The organism is Streptomyces sp. RLA123, assembly GCF_056270165.1.
Map to the genome: position 1 here is coordinate 24,698 of NZ_JBWDOR010000003.1, position 21,585 is coordinate 46,282.

Consider the following 21,585-nt stretch of genomic DNA (forward strand, 5'->3'; position numbering starts at 1 on the left):
GCCGCGCCCCACCGAAAGTGTTCCTCCCAGGAGTATGCCGACATAAATGGGCCCTAATCGGCCAAACTGGTGACCGTCACCCATAGCTCATATGCCCGATTCCTTCTTTTCGGCATCGGCAGCGTGCTCCAGAGACCGCGTTCGACAACCCGCACCGAGCGTCGGTGTCCATCGCGCCCTCGGTGACCATTCGCTTGACCTCGGTCCACACCTCGTTCCGGGTGCGCGGGTCGAGACCCGTGGTGGGCTCGTCCAGGTACAGCACGGCCGGGTGCCCGATCATCGAGGCGGCGAGGTCCAGCCGGCGGCGCATACCGCCGGAGTAGGTGCGCGCCGGGCGCTTGGCGGCGTCGGTGAGCGAGAACCGCTCCAGGAGCCCGTCGGCCCGAACCCGCGCCTCCTTGCGGGGCAGGTCGAGGAGCCGGCCGATCATGTACAGGTTCTCGAACCCGGAGAGCTTCTCGTCGACCGACGCGTACTGGCCGGTGAGGCCGATCACGCGTCGGGTCTGGCGGGGCTGGCGGACGACGTCGTAGCCGGCGACCACGGCGTGGCCGGCGTCGGGGGCGATGAGGGTGGACAGGCAGCGGACGAGGGTGGTCTTGCCGGCGCCGTTCGGCCCGAGCAGGCCGAGGACGGTGCCCTCGCGCACATCGAGGTCAACGCCGTCCAACGCCCTGGTCTCGCCGTAGTGCTTGACCAGCCCGCGTACGGTGACGGCCGCGTCCGGAGAGGCGTCGGTGGAGTTTTTGTCGATTCGCGTCATGCCGACCAAGCTGTCAGCCGCCACCGACAAACCACCTACAGGCCACCGACAGGACGGCCTGCCACCGCCGACACCTCCCGGACGACCACGGTGAGCGCGCGACAGGAGTAATTGTCAAATGTTGTGGACCTGGGCGAAGCTGTGCCAGCCTCGCCTGCGGCGCTCTCCGGGGGTCCCCAGGTGTCACTCGGAGGGTGTCGAGGAGACCCGGTTGAAGAACCGTCCGGCCATGTCGGCCCCGATGACGGCGCCGTCGGCGTCGCGGGTGAGGAAACCGCGCTGGCCGATCAGGCCGCCACCGGTGACGATGTACTCGTCGCCGCTCCCGGGGAGCAGGCCGAGGCTGGCCGGCGGCAGGTCCGCCGGCAGTTCCCTGTCGGCCGCCGCGCGGATCTCCGGCTTGATCCGGCATTCAACCGTCAACGTGTCGCCGTCAGTGTCGATGATCAGCGTCATGAATTCATTCTCGTAGTGCCCGGTGATCTCCTGGGCGCGCTGGGGGTCGTACGGGAGCGGGTCGGGGTCGCGCTCGACCACGCCAAGGTAGTGCTCGAGCGCCCAGCGGATCACAGCCTGGTTGAACTCCAGGCCGCTGTCGGGCCCGGCATTGGACGCCACCACCACGGCGAAGTCCCGCTCCGGAACCATCAGCAGGTTGGCGAACTGTCCGTTGGTCGATCCGCCGTGCCCGACGGTGCGCACTCCGTCAACGTCGCGCAGGAACCAGCCGAGGCCTATGGCGTCGCCGAGCGTGGATCCGTGCAGCTCCACCGTCGGCTCCTGCATGCGCCTCGCCAGGTCCCCGCCGCCGAGGTGGAACCGGGCCCAGCGCAACTGGTCGGAGACCGAGGAGACCAGGCCGCCGCCCGGGTTGTTGCCGCGCGTGTCCTTCCAAGTCCGGGCGACCTCGAGCGCCCCCTCGCTGAGGTTGTGGCCCACGGCGAACCGGCGGGTGATGGCCTGTCCGGCGGTGAAGACGCTGTCGGTCATGCCGGCCTGTTCCAGGACGAGTGAGGCGACAGCGGCCTCGTAGGTCTCGCCGGTGACGTTCTCGACGACGCGACCGAGCAGGTTGTAGCCGAGCTGGCTGTAGGAGGCGCGGCCGCCGACTGGGCCGATCAGCGCCACCTCGGCCATGTGGGTCACCTCGCGGGCCAGCGCGTCGTCTCCGTCTCCGCTGTCGAAGACCATCCGGGTGTCCAACCCGGCGGTGTGGTTGAGCAGGTTCAGGACGGTGATCTGTGCGGCCGCGCCCGCATCGGGGAGCCGGAGTTCGGGAACGTAGCGGCGCACTGGCGCCTCCAGCTCGACCCGCCCCTGCTCGACCAGGCGCATGATCGCGGTCGCCGTGTAGGTCTTGGTGACCGAGCCCAGCACGAAGAGTGTGTCCCGGTCGACGGGCAGCGGATTGTCGATGCTCGTCACGCCGTGGCAGACGGTCAGCTCCCGTCCGCCCACCCGGACTCCCACCGCCGCACCCGGGATGCCGAGCTCCTTGGCCTTCTCCTCGACGAACACCGCCAGCGCATCGTGTGACATCTCGGTTCCCCCCTCGATCGTGTGGTCTCGCACAGCGCCTTGGGCGTCGCGGCGACTTGCACTGTGTTCAAGTGGAGGCTAACGAACGACTTGTACACTGTGCAAGAAGTTTCTTGAACGGCGTGCAAGTCGAGGGCTATCGTGAATCCATGCCCCGCAACACGCTGACCCGCCAACAGATCCTCACTGCCGCCATCACCCTGCTGGACGCCGAAGGGCTGGAGGGCTTGAGCATGCGGGCACTGGGCCAGCGGCTGGGCTCCGCGGCCACCGCGGTCTACTGGCACGTGGGCAGCAAGGACAACCTCATCGCCCTCGCCGGCGACCAGCTGTGGCACGAAATCGCGCTGCCCGACCCTGACGCGGTCGGCTGGCGCACGGCGGCCACCATCATGGCAAGCGACCTGTACGCAATGCTCACCCGCCACCCTTGGCTGCTGCAGGCCTTCGGCTCCCTCCTCATGTTCGGCCCCGGCAAGGCCCGCCACGACGACCACCTCCTCGCCATCTTCGAAGCTGCGGGATTCGCCGGCCCCGCAGCCGACCAGGCCGCGGGCGCCGTTTTCACCTTCGTCCTCGGCAACGCCCTCGGCCCAGCCGCGACAGCCTCACTCACCCACAAACTGCGGCGCGAAGGCAGCGGTGACGCCGAACAGGCCATCGGTGAAGCCCAGGCCCAGGCTCGCGAGATCGCTGCACAATTCCCTCGGCTGCGCGCCCGCCTCGACACCCACAGCGCCGACTACGGCGCGGCGCCCGACAACACTTTCCACATCGGTCTCCAGGCCATCCTCGACGGGCTGCAGGCGCTGCAACGCGGGCCTACTCGGTGACCATCACGCGATTTTCGAGCAAGGGGCGCTCGACCCACGGGTCAACGGCGAGGCCGAGGCGGAGGCGGTGGCCCTGTGGTCCAGGTGCCGCAGCACAGCGGACTGGGCCATGATCCGATCTGGATCGGTGAGGATCTCATGCGGCTTGGTCCTGACGCTCGACCAGGACGCCGTTCTCGAAACTCGCTCCCGCGCGGACGAGGGCGACGAGCTGGGCCCCGGTGATCGCGCGCCAGCGGGCCTGGGCGCGATCCTCGCGACGGCTTTGGGAAACGTGGCGCCGTAGGTCTTCGGTCCTCGGAGCGCCAAAAATGAGCCCTCCGCCCGACGAACGCGACCGGATCCGCGCCGCGACAGAACGCATTCTCAACGGTGTCCCTGAACGTTCCAACGGGGCCCTCATCATCGTTGCGCTCGCCATCAAGGCTGATGTCCCTCGAAACGCGCTCACCCAGCGCCACCTTGTCCTGAAAAACGAGTTCTACGTACTCTCCGGGCTCGAGGCGCCACACCTGACGTCGAAACCCAGCTACGCAAGAAGATCAGCGAACTGAAGAAGACCGTCGTGTTGCTCGACCGGCTCTCCGGTGCCTGGGCCGAACTTCCCGAGGTCCCCTCCACGTTCTTCGGGCACAGCATGGGGGCCATGGTGGCGTACGAACTCGCCACCCGGCTGGAGCGCACGACCGGCCAGGGCCCGGTCCACCTCTTCGTGAGCGCCGCGCATGCGCCCGGTACGGGCACGGTGCCGACCGACGCGCCGCCGGAGGAACTGGCGCATCACATCGACCGCTACTTCGGCGGTCTCCCCGCGGAGATCCGCGACGACGAAGCCTGGGTACGCCAGTTGACGCTGCTGCTCGCCGCGGACTTCGCGCTGTACCGCTCGTACCGTCCGCGGCCGGGCGCACCGTGGCGGCTCGGCGCGGCCAACGCCGGCTTCGCCGGGGACCAGGACCAGGTGGTGCCCGCCGCGGACATGGCGTCCTGGGCGGACCGGACCACCGCGGGGTTCGAGTTGCGCAACGAGCCGGGGGCCCACCTCTTCATCCGTGAAGGGTGGGCCCCCGTCGTCGACGCCGTCACCGCCGTGCTGCGCCCCCGCCTGCTGGGCTGAGCAGCGCCGAATCCGCCTCGTCCTGCAGGGCGTCCGCCTGGCCCTGCAGGACGTCGAGGTCCTCGGAGATGACGCTGCCGGTGGGGACGTCCGGCAGCCTGTCCTCGATGCGCCGCAGCGGGCGGTAACGCAGCCCGAGGACGCCCCAGCAGGACAGCAGGAGGCCACCCGTGATCATGAGCAGGCCCATGCCGCGGCTCGGTCCGTCGCCCAGCACGGCCCGGAACACGTGGTTCCCGCTGACCAGCGGGCCGAAGACGTGCTCGTTGAGCACCGGGGTCAGCAGGAAGCCGAGCGGCATCATCGCAGTGGCCAGCATCTGGTTGGTCGCCACGACCCGGCCCTGGAGTTCCAGGCCGACCTTGGCCTGGATGATCGCCAGCCAGTGCGCGTTGAGCACGGCGTTCAGTGCCCACCACAGGAACAGGCCGATGCCCATCAGCACGGGCGCCGGCCGCAGGCCGATCAGGGCGGTGGCCAGGCCCATGCCGACCGTGGTGGCGATCATGCCGTCGGCGCGACGGCGGGTGCCTCCCCAGAAGGCCATGGCCAGTCCGCCGACCGCCGCGCCCAGGCCGCCGGCGGCGGTCACCAGTCCGAGGACGGCCGGGGTGCTGAAGGACAGCACCAGCGGGGCGGTGAGCACCGTGGTGGTGGCGGTGATGTAGTTGACCACCACGAAGAAGACCACCATCGCCACCATGGGCTTGCGGCGCACGATGAAGCGCCAGCCACCGGTGATGGCGGAGCCGAAGGTCTCCCGTCGCCTGCGGAAGAGGCGGTCCGGGAAGCGCACGGCCAGCAGGACCGCCGCGCCGCCCGCGAGACCCACGAGGTCCAGGGCGATCACGCCGCTGAGACCGGCCAAGGTGATGAGCGCTCCACCGAGGACGGGTGCGATGAGCGTGCTCAGCGCGGTGCCGAGTTGGGCCACGCCGTTGGCCTGCGCCAGGTAGGGCTTCGGCACGAGCTGGGCGACGGCCGCGAGGTAGGCGGGGCGCTGGAACGCCGCGGTGAGCGAGGTCAGTCCGGCGAAGAGGGCGATCTGCCAGACCTGGAGCGCGCCTGCTGCCGCGACCGTGGTGAGCGCGGCCAGCGCGATGCCGTAGACGGCTGTGCAGGCCAGCATGACCTTGCGCCGCTCGTACCGGTCGGCCACGGCGCCACCGAGGGGAGCGGCGAGCACGGCGGGCAGTAGGGCCAGCATGGTGATCATCGAGTAGTAGCCGACGTTGTGGGTGCGCTGGTAGACCCACACACCGAGGCCGAAGGCGGTCAGGCTCGCGCCCGTCAGCAGGATCGTCTGGCTCAGCGCCAGCAGGCCGAATCTCCGGAGGTCGCGCAGGTCCTGGCCGGCGGGCCGGCGGGGACGGGCCGGGGCGGCGGTCGGCGTACTTCCGGGTGCGGTGCCGGCGGCCTCGCGGTCCGTGAGCCGTCCGGAGATGAGGTCCGCGAGCTCACTCGCCTGGTGCTTGACGAAGTAGTGGCCGGCGTCGGGGATCCGGGCCAGGTCGACCCGGTCCGCGAAGGCGTACCACTCGGCGAACCGCTCCTCGGACAGTTCCGTGGTGCGGTCGCGGTCCCCGATGACACACAGCACGGGCGTGCGCAGGCGCGCCGCTTCGGGGGTGCCGAGCCGGGCGCTGAACCAGTCCACGGCCTGGCGCACGTCGTGCCGCACGCCGCGGATCACGGCCTCCTCGGTCGCCTCCTCCAGTTGGCCGCCGAGGGCGGACAGCACCTCGCGGTAGGCCCGGTCGGAGGTCCAGCGGTCGCTGGGGAACCAGCGGTCCACCAGGGAGGAGAGGCGTCCGGGGAGCCGGGCCGTGGGGAAGGACGCGCCGAGGACGACGCCGGCGAGTTCGGTGCCGCGCGCCTCGAGTTCCAGGGCGAGGCCGACCGCCGTGGCCGTGCCCACGCAGTGCCCGTACACCAGTACCGGGCCCTCGCGTCCGGCGAGTTCGTCCCGGCAGCCGTCGATCAGCTCGGCGAGGGTCGGCATGACCTCGTCCGGACGGGCCGGGTCGTGCCCCGGCGGTTCCAGGGCGAGGACCTCCGCGTCGGGGTGACGCGCCGCCAGCTCGGCGGCGAGCGGGCCGTACGAGGCGGCGGAGCCGCCCGCGTACGGGACGCAGAGCACGGTGAGGCCGACGGTGGTCCCCTGCGCCGGTCCGGCCAGCCGCTGGAGCAGCCGGGTGTCGCGCTCGGCCGGCCCGTCCAGGAACAGCGCCAGGTCGCGCACGGTGGGGCGGGTGAACAGGTCGATGACCCGCAGGTCCGGGTCGATGGCGCGGGCGGCCCGCAGGGCGCGGAAGGAGTCGCCGCCGAGGGCGAAGAAGTCCTCGTCGACGTCCAGGTCGGCGTCGGGGAGTTCCAGCACCTCCTGCCAGACGGCTGCGATGCGCCGCTCGGTGTCCGTGCTCGGTGTGACCCGCTCCGCCGCGGCCTGGGCCGACGGCTGGGGCAGCGCGGCGCGGTCCACCTTCCCGTTGGGGGTCAGCGGGACGGCGGCTATCGACGTCAGCGCGGTGGGCACCATGTGGCTCGGCAGGTCGGCGCGCAGCGCGGTGCGGGCGGCCTTGATGTCCAGCGGCCCGTCGCCGGCGGGGACGAGCCAGGCCGCCAGGTGGCGCTGATTGCCCGACCCGACGGCCAGGACGACGGCCTCGCGCACTCCCGGCAGGGCGCGGCAGGCGGCGGCGACCTCGCCGAGTTCGACCCGGTATCCGCGGACCTTGACCTGGTCGTCGAGGCGGCCGAGAAACTCGATGAGGCCGTCGGCGCGCACGCGCACGCGGTCACCGGTGCGGTAGCAGCGGCTGGTGCCGTCCAGCGGATCCGGGACGAAGGCCCGTTCCGTGGCCTGGGCGTTGGCGAGGTAGCCGCGGGACACGCCGGGGCCCGCGATGAGCAGCTCACCGGGGACGGTGGGCGGCAGCGGCCGACCCGCCGGGTCCACGACGTAGCAGACGGCGTTGGGGAAGGGAGTGCCGAGCGGGGCCACCGGTCCGCCGCGCCGGTGCGGGTCCACCTTCCCGAGGTCGCAGCCCAGGACCGAGACGGTGGTCTCGGTCGGGCCGTAGTGGTTGTGCAGCACCAGGTCGGGGCAGGCGGCGCGGATGCGGTCGGCCAGTTCCCACGGGCAGGGCTCTCCGGCCAGTACCAGGGTGCGGCGCGGCAGGACGGCCGCCAGGTCACCGTGGGCGGCGAGGAGTTCCACGTGGCTGGGCACCATCTTGACCACGTCCACCGGGTGCGTGGTGAAGTACGCGGCGAGCCGTTGCGGGTCGGTCGCGGTCTCTCGGTCGACAAGATGCAGGGTTCCGCCGCTGATCAGCGCGCCGAAGACCGACAGGTAGCCGAGGTCGGCGGCCGCGGTGGACAGCAGGGCGAAGGAGCGGCCGTGGCCGTCGACGCGTTCCAGGCCGCCGTGCGTGTAGTGCACGAGGCTGCGGTGCTCGACGGCGACGCCCTTGGGGGTGCCGGTGGAGCCCGAGGTGAAAATCACGTACGCGAGGTCGGCCGGGGAGGTCCCGGGGTCCGGCCTGGTGTCGGGAAGCGTCGCGTCGGCGGCGGTCTCACCGATCAGGGTGCGTCGGGGGGCGGTGGCGCGTGCGGCGAGAGCGGACTGGACGAGCAGGTGCTCGCTCCCGGCGGCCGCGAGCGTGGCCGCCAGCCGCTGGTCGGGGTAGGAGGGCTCCAGCGGTACGAAGGCCGCTCCCGCCTTGAGGGTTCCGAGGACGGCGACCGCCAGGTCGAGACCGCGTTCGGCCAGGACGGCGACCGGGGCCCCGGGCCGTACTCCGGTCGCCAGCAGCCGGTGGGCCACGCGGTTGGCCCGGCGGTCCAGCTCGGCATAGGTCAGCGAGCCCTCGGCGGCCACCACCGCCACGCTGTCGGGAGTGCGGTCCGCCCAGTCCTCGATCAGGGCGTGCACGGGGCGGTCCAGCGGGAAGCGCCGGACCGGACCGTGGACGACGCCGGCGCCGGGCTCGTCGAGCGCGAGGGCGCCCACGGGGGCGTCGGGGTCGGCCAGCAGCGCGTCGAGCAGGCGCAGGTACCAGTCGGCGAGCCGTTCGGCGCTGTCGCGCTCGAAGCGCTCGGCCCGGTACTCCAGGACGCCGCTGAGGGTGCCGTCGGACTCCCGCTCGAAGAGCTGGAGGGCGAGGTCGGCCTTGACCGAACCGGTCGGCACCTCGCGGAACTCCGTGGTGAGGCCCGCGAAGAGTTCGCTGACGTCGGGCCGGCGGTAGAGGTTGGCCATGGTGTCGAACAGGGGGTTGGCGCCTGCCGCGCGCTCCGGGCGCACCCGTTCCACCACCCGCTCGAACGGCACGTCGCCGTTGCCGATGGCGTCCAGGACGGTGCTCCGCACCCGTTCGAGCAGCGTCCGCCCGGAAGGGTCGCCGGACAGGTCGGTACGCATCACCACGGTGTTGACGAACAAGCCCACCGCCCGGTCGCTGCCGGGGGTGCGACGACCGCCGTCGGGAACGCCGACGGGGATGTCCGTACTCCCCGAGACGCGGGCCAGCAGCGCCTGCCAGGCCGCGAGCAGCACCATGAAGGGTGTGCAGCCGGACGACGAGGCCAGTGCACGCAGCCGCGCGTGGAGTTCGGCGGAGAAAACCAGCGGCACCGCGCCGCCCAGGTCGGAGGGGACCGGACGGTGCGGACGGTCGGCGGGCAGGTCGAGTCCCGCACCGCAGCCGGACAGCCGCTCCTCCCACCAGTCCAGGCGGGCGTCCTCCAGTTCCGCGGGCAGCCGGTCGGCGACGTCCGCGTACTGCGGTGCCGCCTGCGGTACAGGACCGAGTCCGCGGCGGGCGGCGTACAGCGCGGCCAGGTCGGCGATCATCAGGCCGTTGGACCACGCGTCGGTGGCGATGTGATGGACGACCAGCAGCAGCGCATGGTCCTGCTCGCCCACGGTGAAGCAGGCCGCGCGCAGGGGGCACTCCTTCTCCGGCGCGATCGGCCGGCGGACGCGTTCGCCGACCTGGCGGTCCAGTTCCTCGTCGGGGTCGGGGTGGGCGGTGAGGTCGACGTCCTCCACGGGAACGTCGGCCACGGCGCGGGTCCGCAGCACGGGCCTTGGACCGGAGGCGTCCACGACGCCGCGCAGCACCCGGTGCCGCTCGGCGAGGTCGCGCACCGCTCCGAGCAGGGCCTCCCGCTCCAGGGGGCCGCGCAGCCGCAGCAGCACGGGTACCAGATAGGCCGGGCTGTCGGGCTGCAACTGTGCCTGGAACCACAGGCGTTCCTGGGCCGTGCTGAGCGGCGCGGGGGCGCCGTCGTCGCGGGGGGCGCCCTGCCGGGCGGCCGCGGCCCGAGTGGCCAGCAGGGCGCGCAGCCGGTCCTGGTCGGTGCCCGGCGAGTGGACGGGGGACGTCGTCATCGGGCACCGCCTTCCGCGTCGAGGGGCGGCAGGGAGACCCCGAGCCGGTTGGGGATCTCGGCGGCCACGCGTGCGCCCAGCAGGCTGTGCCCGCCGAGCGCCACGAAGCGGGCCTGCGGATCGCCTACCTCAGAGGCCTGCGGGAGGACCTCGTACCAGATCGACGCCACGGCGTCCGGGTCGTCCTCCTCGGCGGAGGCGCCCGTCCGGCCGGAGCGTTCGCGCATCAGGCGCTGCAGCAGCGGCCGTCCGCCGTCCATCCGGCCGGACCGTGACGCGGACCGCTGCGCGTTCAACTGCTCCTCGGCTCGCTGCCGCAGGAGTTTGCGGTCCCGCTTGCCGCTGCTGCTGAGGGGGAGTTCGGCGGCGATGAGGAAGCGGGTCGGCACGTAGGCGGGCGGTACCCGGTCGGCCAGGTACTCGCGGAGCCTGCGGGGCAGCCCGTCCCCGGCCGGCGTCCCGGCGCCGTCGGCGGTGGGACGGACCCAGGCCACCAGTTCCACGTCCTCACCCACCTTGGCCGCCACCACGGTGCCCTCGGCCACCTCGGGGTGACCGTTAAGGTGGTGTTCGACCTCCTGCGGTTCTATGCGCTGGCCGCGGATCTTCACCTGGTCGTCGACGCGGCCCAGGTACTCGAGGCCGCCGTCCACCACGCGCACCCGGTCTCCGGTGCGGTACCAGACGGGTACCGACGCGTTGGCGTCCGCGGGGACGAAGGCCCGCTCCGTCAGGTCCGGCCGGTTGAGGTAGCCCAGGGCCAATGGCATGCCGCCGATGCGCAGTTCGCCTTCCTCCCCGGTGGGGACCGGCTTGCCGTCGCCGCCGAAGATGCCGAGGACACAGTTGTCGACAGGCAGCCCGATGAGGACCCGGTCGACGTCGGCGGCCTCTTGCGGACAGGTCCAGTGCGTGACGTCGATTGCCGCCTCAGTGGGGCCGTACAGGTTGTGCAACCGGGCGGGCAGGCTCGCGGTGAAGTCGCGTGCCACGGCGACGGGCAGGGCCTCGCCGCTGCAGAAGACATGTCGCAGCGAGGTGCAGTCCTGCGCGGCGGGCCCGCGCAGGAACTCGCGGAGCATCGACGGCACGAAGTGGCACACGGTGATCCGGTGGTCCTGGACGGCGCGCGCCACCAGAGCCGGGTCGCGGTGCTCCTCCGGCGGCAGGAAGACGCAGGTGGATCCGGAGATCAGCGGGAGCCACAGCTCCCAGCCGGAGACGTCGAAGGTGACCGGGGTCTTCTGCAGGATCCGGTCCTCCGGCCCGATGCCGTAGGTGTCGCGCATCCACAGCAGCCGGTTGCACAGCGCCAGGCTCGGCAGCACGACGCCCTTGGGCGCGCCCGTGGAGCCGGAGGTGAACAGAACGTACACAGGCTGGTCGTCGGCCACCTGCGGCAGCGGATCCGCCACGAACCCGGGGCCGCCGGATTCCACCGCGACACGTGATGCGTCGACCTCGACCGTGCGCAGTCCGTGCTCGGCCAGGACCGGTCCGGCCTGACCGCCGACGAGCGCCACCCGGCTGCCCGCGGTCTCCAGGACGGCGGCCAGCCGGGCCGGCGGATCGTTCGGGTCGACGGGCAGGTAAGGCAGCCCTGCCTTCAGCACGCCCAGCAGCGCCGCGAGCAGCCCGTTGCTGCGGGGCACGGCCACCACCACCGGCACGCCCTCCGGAGCCCGGTCACGCAGGGTCCGGGCGACGGCGTCCGACCACGCGTCCAGTTGCCCGTACGTCAGAGTGTCCGCCCCCGACCGGACAGCCGGGCGGTCCGGGTGCCGTTCCGCCACCTCCCTGATCAGACCCGGCAAGCCGGCCGGACAGTCCCGCATGACCTTGGGTCCCGTAAGTTCCACGGATCCGGCACCCGACTCGCTTTGCACGTCCTCGCTCCTCTCGCCCTGACAGGGCCGCGAGTCACCCTAGGAACAGCCGGTCGAACGCCATAGAGGTGCTGATGAGACCTTAACAACCGTGCTTTTCAGACCTCTTGTCCGTGTTCACCTGAATGCGCCGGGAAGTGCGACGGGCGTGGCGGCAGCTGTGGTGAGTCAGGAAGACAGCCGTTGCACCGACAGGGGGCAACCGATCCCTGAGGGCCGACTGGGCGATCGGGGCCGTACGCCCCGGCCGCCCTGGGCCGTGCCCCTCGAAAGAAGTGGGAATCGGGTGGGCCACTTCCGGAGGACCGGGGCCCGGGCACCCCGCGGGCCGGTGACGGCGATCCGCCGCGGCCATCATCTGAGGCCGCTCTCATTTTTGATGGCGCCCTGACGACAGGTCCGGGCGGACACCGCTCCCCGGCGTCGGCATGCGGGTGTGGGTTCGTCCGCCGTACCGCGCCTGGCCCGTGACACGGCGGCCCGCGCGGAGGAGGAGCACCATGGCTGAGGCTCTGGGTGGCGAGGTCGCTGTCCGCGTCGTAGGTCGCGGAGAAGGCGCCGGCGACGGAGTCGGTGCGGGAGGTTCCGGACCGCGGGGGTCCTTGGCGGTGTCGTCGGTGTAGGTGGTCGTCGACGGTGCGGAGTCGGTGGTCTTCGTCACGCGCGCGAAGGCGGAACCGCACGGCTCTCCCGTGTCGTTCCGCAACCCTGGTGCCGCGGGCCGCGCTGCTGACGCCATTCTGACGACATCGGTGACGCACGTCACGGGGCATCAGGAATTCGTCAAGCTCGCCCGGCCCGGCGTCAAGGCCTCGCCATTGAAACTCCGCGCCCGCCAGCCACCGGGCTCGTCGAGATCTCCAGCCAACGCGAGCAGTTGCGTATCGCGCGGCATGACGCCTTCGATTCCGTCGTCGCGCTCACACGGGCGCGGGCGGTCTCGTACGACGCCAACGCCGACGAGTCCCGATACCTCCTGGACCACGCCGGCGCCGACGGGCACGAACGGCACTTCCTCGTCACGAGTCAGCAGCTCATGAACCTGCCCGGTGCCACTGTCGGTACCTACGATGCCGACCTCGCGGCTGCCTTCAGCAGGTACCGCGCCGACCATACCGACCTGCCCTTCACCGGTTATTTCGGCGACGAATTCCGCAACATCACCTTCGCCGGCGAGCGGTCCGCAGCAGAACGTGCACTCCTCGCCTACCAGGTACCAGCGTGACGACCGCACCATCCGTGACCTTGCCTCCTCCGGTGACGATGGCGGCCGGGGGCTGAGGTGGATGGCCGGTGCGGAGAGCCGGGTCAGGGGCGGGGCTCTCCGTCCGCGAGGGTGCCGAGTGCCGTCGTGACCTCGTCCACGGTGAGGAACGGCAGAGGCGCGCGAGGATCTTGGCGGTCTGCGGGGCGAAGACGGGTGAGGCGACGATGACGTCCGCGGTGGGTCCGTCGGCGACGATGTCGCCCTCGGCCATCACCACGACGCGGTCGGCGGAGCGGGCCGCGAACTCGACGTCGTGGGTGGAGATGACGACGGCCCGGCCGTCCGCGGCGAGGGCGTCGACGATGCCGATGAGGGCGGTCTTGGCCCGGTAGTCCAGGCCGCGGGTCGGCTGGTCCAGGAGCAGCACGCGGGGTGCGGCGGCCAGTTGGACGGCGAGGACGAGGGCGAGTTTTCTGGCCCTCGGACAGGTCGCGCGGGTGTGTGGCGTCGTCAATGCCGGGTGCCAGGCGGTCGAGGATGGCGCGGGCGCCTTCGCCGGGGCCGGACTCGAGGTCGGCCTGGTCGAGTTCCTGCTTCACACTTTCGAGGTAGAGGAGGTCGGCGGGGGTCTGCGGAACCAGGCCGACGAGCCGGCGTGCGTCGGCGGCGGACATCGCGTGGGGATCGCGTGCCGGTCCGTGCTCCCCCGTCACCTCGACGGTACCGGCCCGGCGTGCTCCGGAGCCCTGAAGGGCCCAGAGCAGGGACGACTTGCCGGAGCCGTTGCGGCCCACGAGGGCCGTGATCTCGCCTTCGTGCAGATCGAGGTCGACCTCGGGGACGGCGAGCATACCGCGGTAGCTGACGGTGATGCCCCTGGCGGTGAGCAGTTTCGGCGGGGCGGCGGCAGGAGCAGGGCGGACGGGGCCCGGGTCGTACCCGGCCAGGCTGGTGCGCAGCGGCGCCGCACGGCGCCGGGCGTCGCACGCGAACAGCGGCAGCGGATCCCAGCCCGCGGCGCGTCCGAGTTCCACGATCGGGGGCGCGATGCCGGCGTCGCGGAGGATGCCGGCGGGTTCGCCGATCACCGCGTGTCCGTCGCCGGGCAGGTGGATGACGCGCACGACGATGTCGAGGGTGCCGGTCCCTGGGACCACGACGGTCTGCTCGTCCAGGGCGGTGAAGATGTCGTCGATCAGCCGGGTGGCCATGCTCGGGGCTTTGGGCCGGACGACCTCGACGAGCCTGCGGCGGCCGGCTTACCAAGCCCCCGGCCTGCACGACGTCTTGGACCGCTGCCGGCAGGAAGGCATGACGCACGTGATCCTGGACGGCACGCTCATCGAGTCCAACCGCCTGGCCGGTGTCCGCGACAACGGGAACGACCTGTGGTTCAGCCAGAAACACAAGGCATTCGGCGGGAACGTGCAGTTCCTGTCCGCCCCGGACGGCACCCCGCTGTGGGTCTCCGACGTCGAGCCCGGCTCCACGCCCGACATCACCGCCGCCCGTGTCCACGCACTGCCCGCCCTGTACAAGGCCGCCGCCGACGGCCTGCCGACACTCGCCGACAAGGGCTACATCGGCGCCGGCATCGGCATACACGTCCCGGTCCGACGCCCCAAGGGCCAGTCCGAACAGGCCCTCCACGCCGACACCCGCACCACCAACACCCTGATCAGAGACCTGCGCGCCCTCGGCGAACGCGCAGCAGCCGAACTCAAAGAACGCTGGCGCGCACTCAAGCACGTCTCCCTCAGCCCCAGCCTGATCGGCGACATCGCCCGCGCCGCACTCGTCCTCAACGGAATCTGGAAATGATCTTCGTTGAGAAAACCTCACTCGGTCGCCGGAACCGCTTGTGGATCGCCTCATCGGCGAGTTCATCGTCTCGGATTCCGGCGATGACAGGATGGAGCCGCCTACGCGTGTTCCAGCTGGCGGCGAATATCGAGTCGGTGATGCCGCAACTCGTGCAGCGTGTGCACTGCGAACCAACGCAGGGATCGCACGGCCATCTCGGGGTAGGGGACGCTCAGAGTGCGTTCCCAGTCCGCGGGTCCGAGCTGGTCGAGTCCGTGGGTGAACAGCAGGGCCGCGTCGTGCAGTTGACGAGCGACATCGGCTGGTTCCTGCTGAATGTATCCGTCGTGTTCGACCCGCTCGTCCCGCCCCATCGGCTCGGTGACCGGCGAGTCGCTGCGTCGCGCGGCAAGTAGCCGTTCTCGCTGGACGAACAGCACATCGCGCATGTGACAGGCGTACTCGAGGGGACTCCAGAGCTGAGGTGCGGCGCGTCGTCGGAGTACGACAGGGTCGGCGCGCAACAGTTCCACGTATTCGGAGACATAGTGGTGGGTCAGCACCGACACTTTATCGGCCAACGCCAGATCGTACTCGTAATCACATTCAGTACAGTGCAGCATGGTATCCATAATATCTAATCTCGCCCCTCGGAGTGAGGGAAAACGATTGTCTCGCTTATCCGCCGTTGAAGCCTGATGACCTCTGGACCCTGGCGCATACAGTCCCGCCCATGACCGAGATCAGGGGAGAACGAGCTGATAATACCCCTGCAGTTCCCGAATCTCAGTGGTTACTTGGACGGAGCATGCGCTGGGGATCGTGAGGTGCTCCTTGAGCAGGCCCAGTATCAGTTTTCCCAAGCGTTCCTTCAGCTCCTCAGGACGGCCTGGCAGGATGTCGACAATTGCGTGAACCATGTGGTGGTGGGGGCTTCCGTCGCCGACAACAGTCTCGTCGAGGGCGAGGAACCGGGTCTTGAATCCCCCCAGCGCGCTACTGATCAGGTCGGAGGCCGCAGCGTGCGTGGCCAAGGCGAACCCTCTCCTATCGAAACCCGCCGCCAGGGCTTCCGGGTACTGGACCGTTATCTGTGGCATGCCGACACCTTCCCGTGATCGAAGAACCCACCAGTAGCGCGGCGGTGTGATCGTGGGTCGAACTCGTCCGAGTCGCTCAGCTCGGACGCAGTGGTCGAGCCTGCCGCGGTCACCGCGCCGCCCACCTCACCCTGCTCCGGCCACGGCCTACTCGCCGACATTCTCGCCCGATTCGGAGCTGCCCGGCTCCCGACCCGATACCCCGGCACCATCGGCATCCGACATCAGCTCAGCGGCGACTCGCACATCCGGGTCCGAACTGGCCGGGCGTTGCCGGCACACCCCCTCGATCTCCACGAGCAGGTCGGGCCGGCACACGTCGACGTTGAAGTAGGCGATCTCGGAGTCAGCGCGGAACACCTGCGCGCAGATGTCGCGAACGGTGGCAAGGTGCTCGGGATCGCGGACGTAGACCTTGACCTGGTCGAGATCCCGCACGGCGTAACCGTGGCCTTCCACGCCGTGCCGGTGCAGATTGTCGCGACCGACGAGTGCGTCGATGTTGCAGAGGGTCTCGAGGGTCTGCCGTGTGACGTCGTCCGCGTGCGCGGTGTCCTCACCCAGGATGCTGGCCGTGCCCGACACGAACACGCTCGCCGTCTGCTGCCCCCGCAGGAACGTCGCGCGGGCGAAGCTCGGAGACTTCGGTCCATACCGTGCCGGGTACCGGTAGGCCGGGGTCTGCCGCGGATTTTCCAGGTGGACGGTCCGGCCCTTTTTCGCGGCAAGGACGCAGAGGTCGATGCCGGGACTGAGCGTGCCGATTCCGGTGGCGGCCGGCAGCTGCGGGAACTGTTCGGCCCAAGCAGCGAATGCTTCAGCCCGGCCGACGCAGAAGTCGCGGTAAATCTCAACGCCTTCCGCGTTCGGGCCGGTGATGTCGCCGATCAGGTTCCACATGCGTACCAGGTGGGTATAGCCGCTTTCCCACACGAACCGCAGGGCGTCATCGTACAATTCGCGTACACGCTCCCGGTACACCGGCTGCGGTCCGAGACGTACGGCGTAGAACAGGTACTCGCCGTCCTCGGAATAGACAGCGTCCCCCGACGTGCCGGAGCGCCCGGGCCGGTCGGTCTGCCAGACCTCCTCGACCGGAGCGCCACTCCCGTTCGCCATGTGGGTGGTCAGGCAGGGGATCCCATCGACCAAGGTGGGCTCGGCCGGTCTGTCGGCGAAGATGATCCGCCCCAGCACACTGCCGCCCGTCGCGTCGGCCACACCGGCAATGCTCGGGACCAGATCGGACCGCAGCCCCCGCACACGGTTCCGAAGTCGTGAGTGATTCAACGTATCTCCAAAGCTTGATTTAATGACGGCGGCGCCCGCCGCGAGGCGCAGCAGGGCGCATCTGAATCGGGTTCCGGTCCGACGAATTCGACCAGCCCAAACCAGTGGAACGGCACTCAGGACGGGTCGCAGCAAGCCCGAGTTGCCTGCGTCCTCGGCCATGCGATGCCGCATCGGTTAACCACCGGACAACTGCCGAGTGTCCTCGGCCGCTGCTGGTCGTTGCCGGAGGATGTGCCGGTGGCCGCGCTCATGGCGCGACTCCCTCCTCGGTCGCCAGCGCGGCGAGTGCCCGTTGCTCGACGACCGTGGCCAGATCGGCCAGCACCGGAAACTCGAACACGGTGCGGACGGAGACGTCGACGCCCAACGCGTCGAAGATCTCCCTGGTCACCCGGATCGCGGTCATCGAGTTGCCCCCGCAGTCGAAGAAGGAGTCGGAAGCGGCCACCCCCTGCACTCCGAGCACCTGTTCCCACGTTGCCGCCAGAAACTCCTCCACCACGGTCGCGGGCTCCACCCGCTTGCGCCCCGCCGGCTCGCGCTGCGCCCCGGGGAGCACATCCGGCTCATGCGATGGCGGAACGGGCACCGCAAGCGCCGAGCAGACGCGGTCGGGATGGGCGCTGCCCTCGGTGAGGACCTGGCAGAATCCATCGAGCAACGCCGAGGCGGTCGCCTGATCGAAGCGCTCCACGTCGTAGCAAAGCTGCACCTCGCTCCCGGCGACCGTGTCGTTGACGAGGAAGGTGGCTTCGTTGGGAGCCGCGCCGGAGTCCCGCTCGCCGAGCACGTGGAGCTCCGCGGCACCTGACCGCAGGCGTACCGGCATCCCGGACGGGCGTACCGACAGGACCACCGGGGTCAGCGGTACTCCCGGTGGCCGCACCACGCCCGCGGCGTCGGCTGCGTCCAACAGTGTCGCGGACGGCAGATCGCGGTGCGTCAGTGAGCGGTTGCGCGCCAGCGCCGCCTCTGCCACCACCGTCCGGAAGCTCTGCTCGGGTTCCCACCGCACCCGGACGGGAAGGGTCGCGATCAACGGACCGACCACGTGATCGAGTTCCACCACATCGCGTCGCGCCGCCGGCACCCCGACGAGAATGTCACGGGTACCGGTCCACCTGGCGAGCAGCACGTCCAACGCCGCCAAGTACACCGCGAAGGGGCTCAGCCCACTGAGCGAACCCAGCTTGCGCACCGCGTCAACCGTCTCCGGTGCGAGTGGACGGCTCAGGCGCTTTCCCCGGCAGCTCAGAGCACCGTTGCGGGCACGGCGGGACACGTCGTACGGTGGCCGCGCGCCGGCCAGTTCCTTCGTCCAGAACTCCCGATCGGCGGTGGCGTTCGCGGCGAACAACGTTTGTTCCCAGCGGGCCACGTCACTCAACTGCACGACTGGTTCCGCCATCGACTGCTCGGCCTCGGCCAGGTGCGTGGCCAGTTCCTGCAGAAGGATGCCGCCGGACCAGCCGTCGAAGGCCATATGGTCCACCCCGATGACCAGGGTGGCCGTGTCCTCCGCGGTCCGGACCAAGGCGGCGCGCAGCAGCGGCACGTCGACGTCGAGCGCGAAAGGCTGCCGGGCTGTCTCGTCGAGGACGGAGTGGATCTCCTCGTCGCTCATTGCCTGCGCGTCGTACTCGGTGAACGGGACCCCGGCCGGCGGGCGTACCTCGCCCGTCACCTCCGTCCCGTTCACCCGCACCACCGTGCGCAGCGCCTCGTGTCGAACGACGAGAGCGTTCAGGGCGGCGGTCAGGGCGGCCGAGTCGACCCGGCCGGTGATGCCGATCGCAAACGCTTCTGCAGTGGCGCCGGGAAAGCCGCTGACCTGGCGAGTCATCCACAGCTGGCGCTGCATGTCGGTCAACGGCACACTCGTGGCGCCGAAATGCCTCACCGGTGGTGGTAGGGCCGTCCCGGCATCAGCCAGCCGGCGCGCCAGGCCCGCCACGGTCGGCTCGGTCAGGAACGCTCCGGGCTGGACCGCGGTGCCCAGTTCCGCACGGACGCGCGCGACCACCCGGGCGGCGGCCAGCGAATGGCCACCCAGAACGTCGAACCGGTCCGACCGGCCCACCCGGGGCAGGCCCAGCACGTCCGCGATGATGGCGGCCACCTGCTCCTCGACCGCGCCGTGCGGCTGCTCACCGTCTCCGCCACCGGTGCCGGTGGCGGGGATGGGAGGCAGTGCTGCCCGGTCCGCCTTGCCGCTCGAGTTCAGGGGCAGGTTCTCCAGCACCATGATGCGAGCGGGGACCATGTAGTCGGGCAGCCTGTCGCGCAGGTGATCGTGAAGCTCGGCCTCGGTGACCGGCGCGGTCCCCGCCGGCGCCTCCACATAGGCGTGCAGCGTGCGGACGCCCTGGGGGTCCGCCGGGGCGGTGGCCACGGCGTTGCGCACGCCCGGGTGCGCGGCCAGCGCGGACTCGACCTCGCCGAACTCCACCCGGAAACCGCGCACCTTGACCTGGTCGTCCAGGCGGCCGAGGTAGTGCAGGACACCATCGACGCGGCGGACGAGGTCGCCGGTGCGGTAGCGCCGCGCACCCAGGGAGGCGGGGTCCTCGACGAATCGCTCGGCAGTCAGCTCCGGCGCGCCGAGATAGCCGCGGGCGACGAGTGGTCCTGCCACCCACAGCTCGCCAGGTGTCCCGTCGTCGACCACCCGCTGATCGGCGTCGCGGACGGTCAGCTCGCTGCCGGCGACGGGCTGTCCGATGGGCGGGTTCCCCTTCTCCGCCCGGCCGATGACGTGTGTGGCGCAGAAGACGGTGCACTCGGTCGGCCCGTACACGTTGACGACGGTCTCCACTCCGGGCTGTGCGTACAGACGATCGACCAGCGAGCGAGTGGCCACCTCGCCGCCGAGGTTCACCCGGCGCACCCCGCTGGGCAGTGGCTGTTCCAGCAGGGCGGCGATCGCGGAAGGCGGCGCGCCGATCATCGTGACCTCGTGGCGGGCCGGTAGCGTCGGCAGGGCAAGGATGTCGTCGGCCAGGACTACGGAACCTCCGGTGCTCAACGGCCCGAAGATCTGGTGGACCGATGCGTCGAAGCTGAGCGATGCAGTGGCCAGTCCCGCTCGCAGATGCGCGGGATCGCTCGTGCGTTCCACCCACCGCAGGAAGGCGACCACTGAGGAGTGCTCGACCGCCACACCCTTGGGTGCGCCGGTGGAGCCGGACGTGAACAGGACGTACGCGAGACCGTCCGCTGGGACAGGGGCGCCGCCGCTGTCGTTCAGGTCCTCGACGATGACGGGCTGGGCACCAGTCGCCGCGCAGGTGGGGGCCAGCTCGCGGGTGGTCAGCACGTACCGGATCGCCGCCAGCTGGACCATTTCCTTCAGGCGGGACAACGGCATTAGCGGGTCGAGCGGGACGTAACCGCACCCTGCCCGCCACACCGCGAGAATCCCCGCGACCATCCGCTCATCGCGGGGGAGACAGACACCGATCAGGTTCGCCGCGGGCTCGGCCAGGCCCTGCGCGAATCGGGCGGCCATGGCCGTCAGCTCCTGATAGCTGGTCCGGCGTTCGCCCGCGATGACCGCTGTGGCGGTGGGAACACGTTCGGCCTGAGCGGCCACAAGATCATAGACAGTCGTCATTGCGTTCTCTTCGAGAATCGGGGAGGGATGGTCCAGTTCACCGGCCGAACCGGTGGCGTCGGAGGCCGACCTGACGCGGTTTCTTTTCGGCGTGGACCGTCCCGGCACCAAGTTCAGCAGTACCTGTGCGCGACGGGGTAGCCCGGCTTCGGCATTCATACGAAGACCTAACGGGCGCCAAGTTCCGGCAACCGGATCACGCACCGGTCAGGATCACCAGCGCAGGCAAGCAAGGGATCTGGGACTACTTGACCAGGCCCGTGGGTCGGACCCCACCCCGCTCGCGATGACCCAGCAGGTCCGGACTTACGAGAGTGTCCAATAGGCGGCGGATCCGATGATCAAGGAGATGCCTGATGAGCGAGACCATCACCGAGCACGAGGCCGTGGAGGAGCCGTTCATCGAGTCGGCTGCGGAGGCGGTGTCGGACGATCAGTTGGTCGCGATGCTCGTCGACCGGACCCGTTCCGAAGGGCTGCAGCTGACCGGTGAGGGCGGGCTGTTGCAGCAGTTGACCAGGCGGGTGCTGGAGTCGGCCCTGGAGGGCGGGATCACCGATCACGTCGGCTGTGACAAGCACGATGTGACGGGCAGGAACAGCGCCTTGTCGGCGCGCACATGGTCAGGACGGACACGCTGCCGGCCGGGTCCGACCCGGCCCGGTACGAGGTAGGCACCTTCTTCAGGACGGGCTCGATCTGCGGCCAGTCGCCGCGTTGCCCAGCGGTGATCATGATCGGCATGGGTTTTCGGTCCTGTTCGACGGCCGGGAGAGGCTTGGCGGTGTCATCCGCCACGCGAGCGTCCCAGCCCGTGATGGACAGGTTCGCTGAAGAATCCTCCCGGCGGTTCCTTCCGCAGTCACTCGGTTTCCGGGCCTGGGCCGCATGTTGATCGGCATGGCACACCGTCGAGTCGAGGCTCAGGTCCCACACGATCGTGCCCTTCGCGTCGGCCTGTGACCTGCGACTGACGAATACCTACAAATCGGCCCATCCGGTCCGATTGGCCGAGACGCGTGACGGCCTG

Annotated in this window: 12 protein-coding genes and 4 pseudogenes; 6 read left to right on the plus strand and 10 right to left on the minus strand. The window is 70.4% G+C overall.

The window, feature by feature from the left end:
- Window positions 1-175: 175 nt before the first annotated feature.
- Together RV983_RS00360 and RV983_RS00365 are read right to left on the minus strand one after the other, a co-directional pair.
- A pseudogene (locus RV983_RS00360) lies at window positions 176-766 on the minus strand (ATP-binding cassette domain-containing protein); the annotation flags it as partial.
- Window positions 767-949: 183 nt separating this feature from the next.
- Window positions 950-2,305 carry a serine hydrolase domain-containing protein gene (locus RV983_RS00365; protein WP_475983742.1) on the minus strand — a complete coding sequence of 452 codons (1,356 nt, stop codon included), beginning with the start codon at window positions 2,303-2,305 and terminating at the stop codon, window positions 950-952.
- Window positions 2,306-2,454: 149 nt separating this feature from the next.
- Here RV983_RS00365 and RV983_RS00370 point away from each other — a divergent pair, with 149 nt between their 5' ends.
- The 3 genes from RV983_RS00370 to RV983_RS00380 all read left to right on the plus strand — a co-directional run bounded on the left by RV983_RS00370 (window position 2,455) and on the right by RV983_RS00380 (window position 4,255).
- Window positions 2,455-3,138, plus strand: coding sequence for a TetR/AcrR family transcriptional regulator (locus RV983_RS00370; protein WP_475983743.1), 684 nt, complete (start codon window positions 2,455-2,457; stop codon window positions 3,136-3,138).
- Between the two features lie 311 nt (window positions 3,139-3,449).
- Window positions 3,450-3,692 (plus strand): hypothetical protein, encoded by a 243-nt coding sequence (locus RV983_RS00375; RefSeq protein WP_475990575.1) that lies wholly within the window; start codon window positions 3,450-3,452, stop codon window positions 3,690-3,692.
- 11 nt (window positions 3,693-3,703) lie between these two features.
- Window positions 3,704-4,255 (plus strand): thioesterase II family protein, encoded by a 552-nt coding sequence (locus RV983_RS00380; RefSeq protein WP_475983744.1) that lies wholly within the window; start codon window positions 3,704-3,706, stop codon window positions 4,253-4,255.
- Here RV983_RS00380 and RV983_RS00385 read toward each other — a convergent pair.
- Both RV983_RS00385 and RV983_RS00390 read right to left on the minus strand, forming a co-directional pair.
- The gene (locus tag RV983_RS00385; RefSeq protein WP_475983745.1) at window positions 4,221-9,653 is read right to left on the minus strand and encodes a non-ribosomal peptide synthetase/MFS transporter; all 5,433 of its coding nucleotides are present in this window, start codon (window positions 9,651-9,653) and stop codon (window positions 4,221-4,223) included. The genes RV983_RS00380 and RV983_RS00385 overlap by 35 nt on opposite strands.
- Window positions 9,650-11,446, minus strand: coding sequence for a non-ribosomal peptide synthetase (locus RV983_RS00390; RefSeq protein WP_475983746.1), 1,797 nt, complete (start codon window positions 11,444-11,446; stop codon window positions 9,650-9,652). Before RV983_RS00390 ends, RV983_RS00385 begins: the two co-directional genes overlap by 4 nt.
- Before the next feature lie 970 nt (window positions 11,447-12,416).
- On the opposite strand from RV983_RS00390, the gene RV983_RS00395 reads away from it, so the two are divergent.
- A complete protein-coding gene (locus RV983_RS00395) occupies window positions 12,417-12,764 on the plus strand; it encodes a hypothetical protein (protein WP_475983747.1) in 348 nt (115 codons plus the stop codon).
- A gap of 83 nt (window positions 12,765-12,847) precedes the next feature.
- Here the strand turns inward: RV983_RS00395 and RV983_RS00400 are convergent.
- A pseudogene (locus tag RV983_RS00400) lies at window positions 12,848-13,867 on the minus strand (ATP-binding cassette domain-containing protein); the annotation flags it as partial.
- A pseudogene (locus tag RV983_RS00405) lies at window positions 13,868-14,005 on the minus strand (IS110-like element IS110 family transposase); the annotation flags it as partial.
- Between the two features lie 52 nt (window positions 14,006-14,057).
- On the opposite strand from RV983_RS00405, the gene RV983_RS00410 reads away from it, so the two are divergent.
- Entirely contained in the window at window positions 14,058-14,567 is a 510-nt protein-coding gene (locus RV983_RS00410) for a transposase family protein (RefSeq protein WP_475983748.1), read from the plus strand.
- Window positions 14,568-14,668: 101 nt separating this feature from the next.
- Here RV983_RS00410 and RV983_RS00415 read toward each other — a convergent pair whose 3' ends face one another.
- The 4 genes from RV983_RS00415 to RV983_RS00430 form a co-directional block, all read right to left on the minus strand.
- Window positions 14,669-15,181 carry a DinB family protein gene (locus RV983_RS00415; protein WP_401978213.1) on the minus strand — a complete coding sequence of 171 codons (513 nt, stop codon included), beginning with the start codon at window positions 15,179-15,181 and terminating at the stop codon, window positions 14,669-14,671.
- Window positions 15,182-15,292: 111 nt separating this feature from the next.
- Complete coding sequence (locus RV983_RS00420; protein ID WP_475983749.1) at window positions 15,293-15,649, minus strand: 5-carboxymethyl-2-hydroxymuconate Delta-isomerase; 357 nt, start codon at window positions 15,647-15,649, stop codon at window positions 15,293-15,295.
- Window positions 15,650-15,796: 147 nt separating this feature from the next.
- Complete coding sequence (locus tag RV983_RS00425) at window positions 15,797-16,870, minus strand: FkbO/Hyg5 family chorismatase (protein WP_475983750.1); 1,074 nt, start codon at window positions 16,868-16,870, stop codon at window positions 15,797-15,799.
- A gap of 319 nt (window positions 16,871-17,189) precedes the next feature.
- Entirely contained in the window at window positions 17,190-20,759 is a 3,570-nt protein-coding gene (locus RV983_RS00430) for an amino acid adenylation domain-containing protein (RefSeq protein WP_475983751.1), read from the minus strand.
- A gap of 152 nt (window positions 20,760-20,911) precedes the next feature.
- On the opposite strand from RV983_RS00430, the pseudogene RV983_RS00435 reads away from it, so the two are divergent.
- Window positions 20,912-21,190: pseudogene (locus tag RV983_RS00435) on the plus strand (IS256 family transposase); the annotation flags it as partial.
- Window positions 21,191-21,585 lie beyond the last annotated feature (395 nt).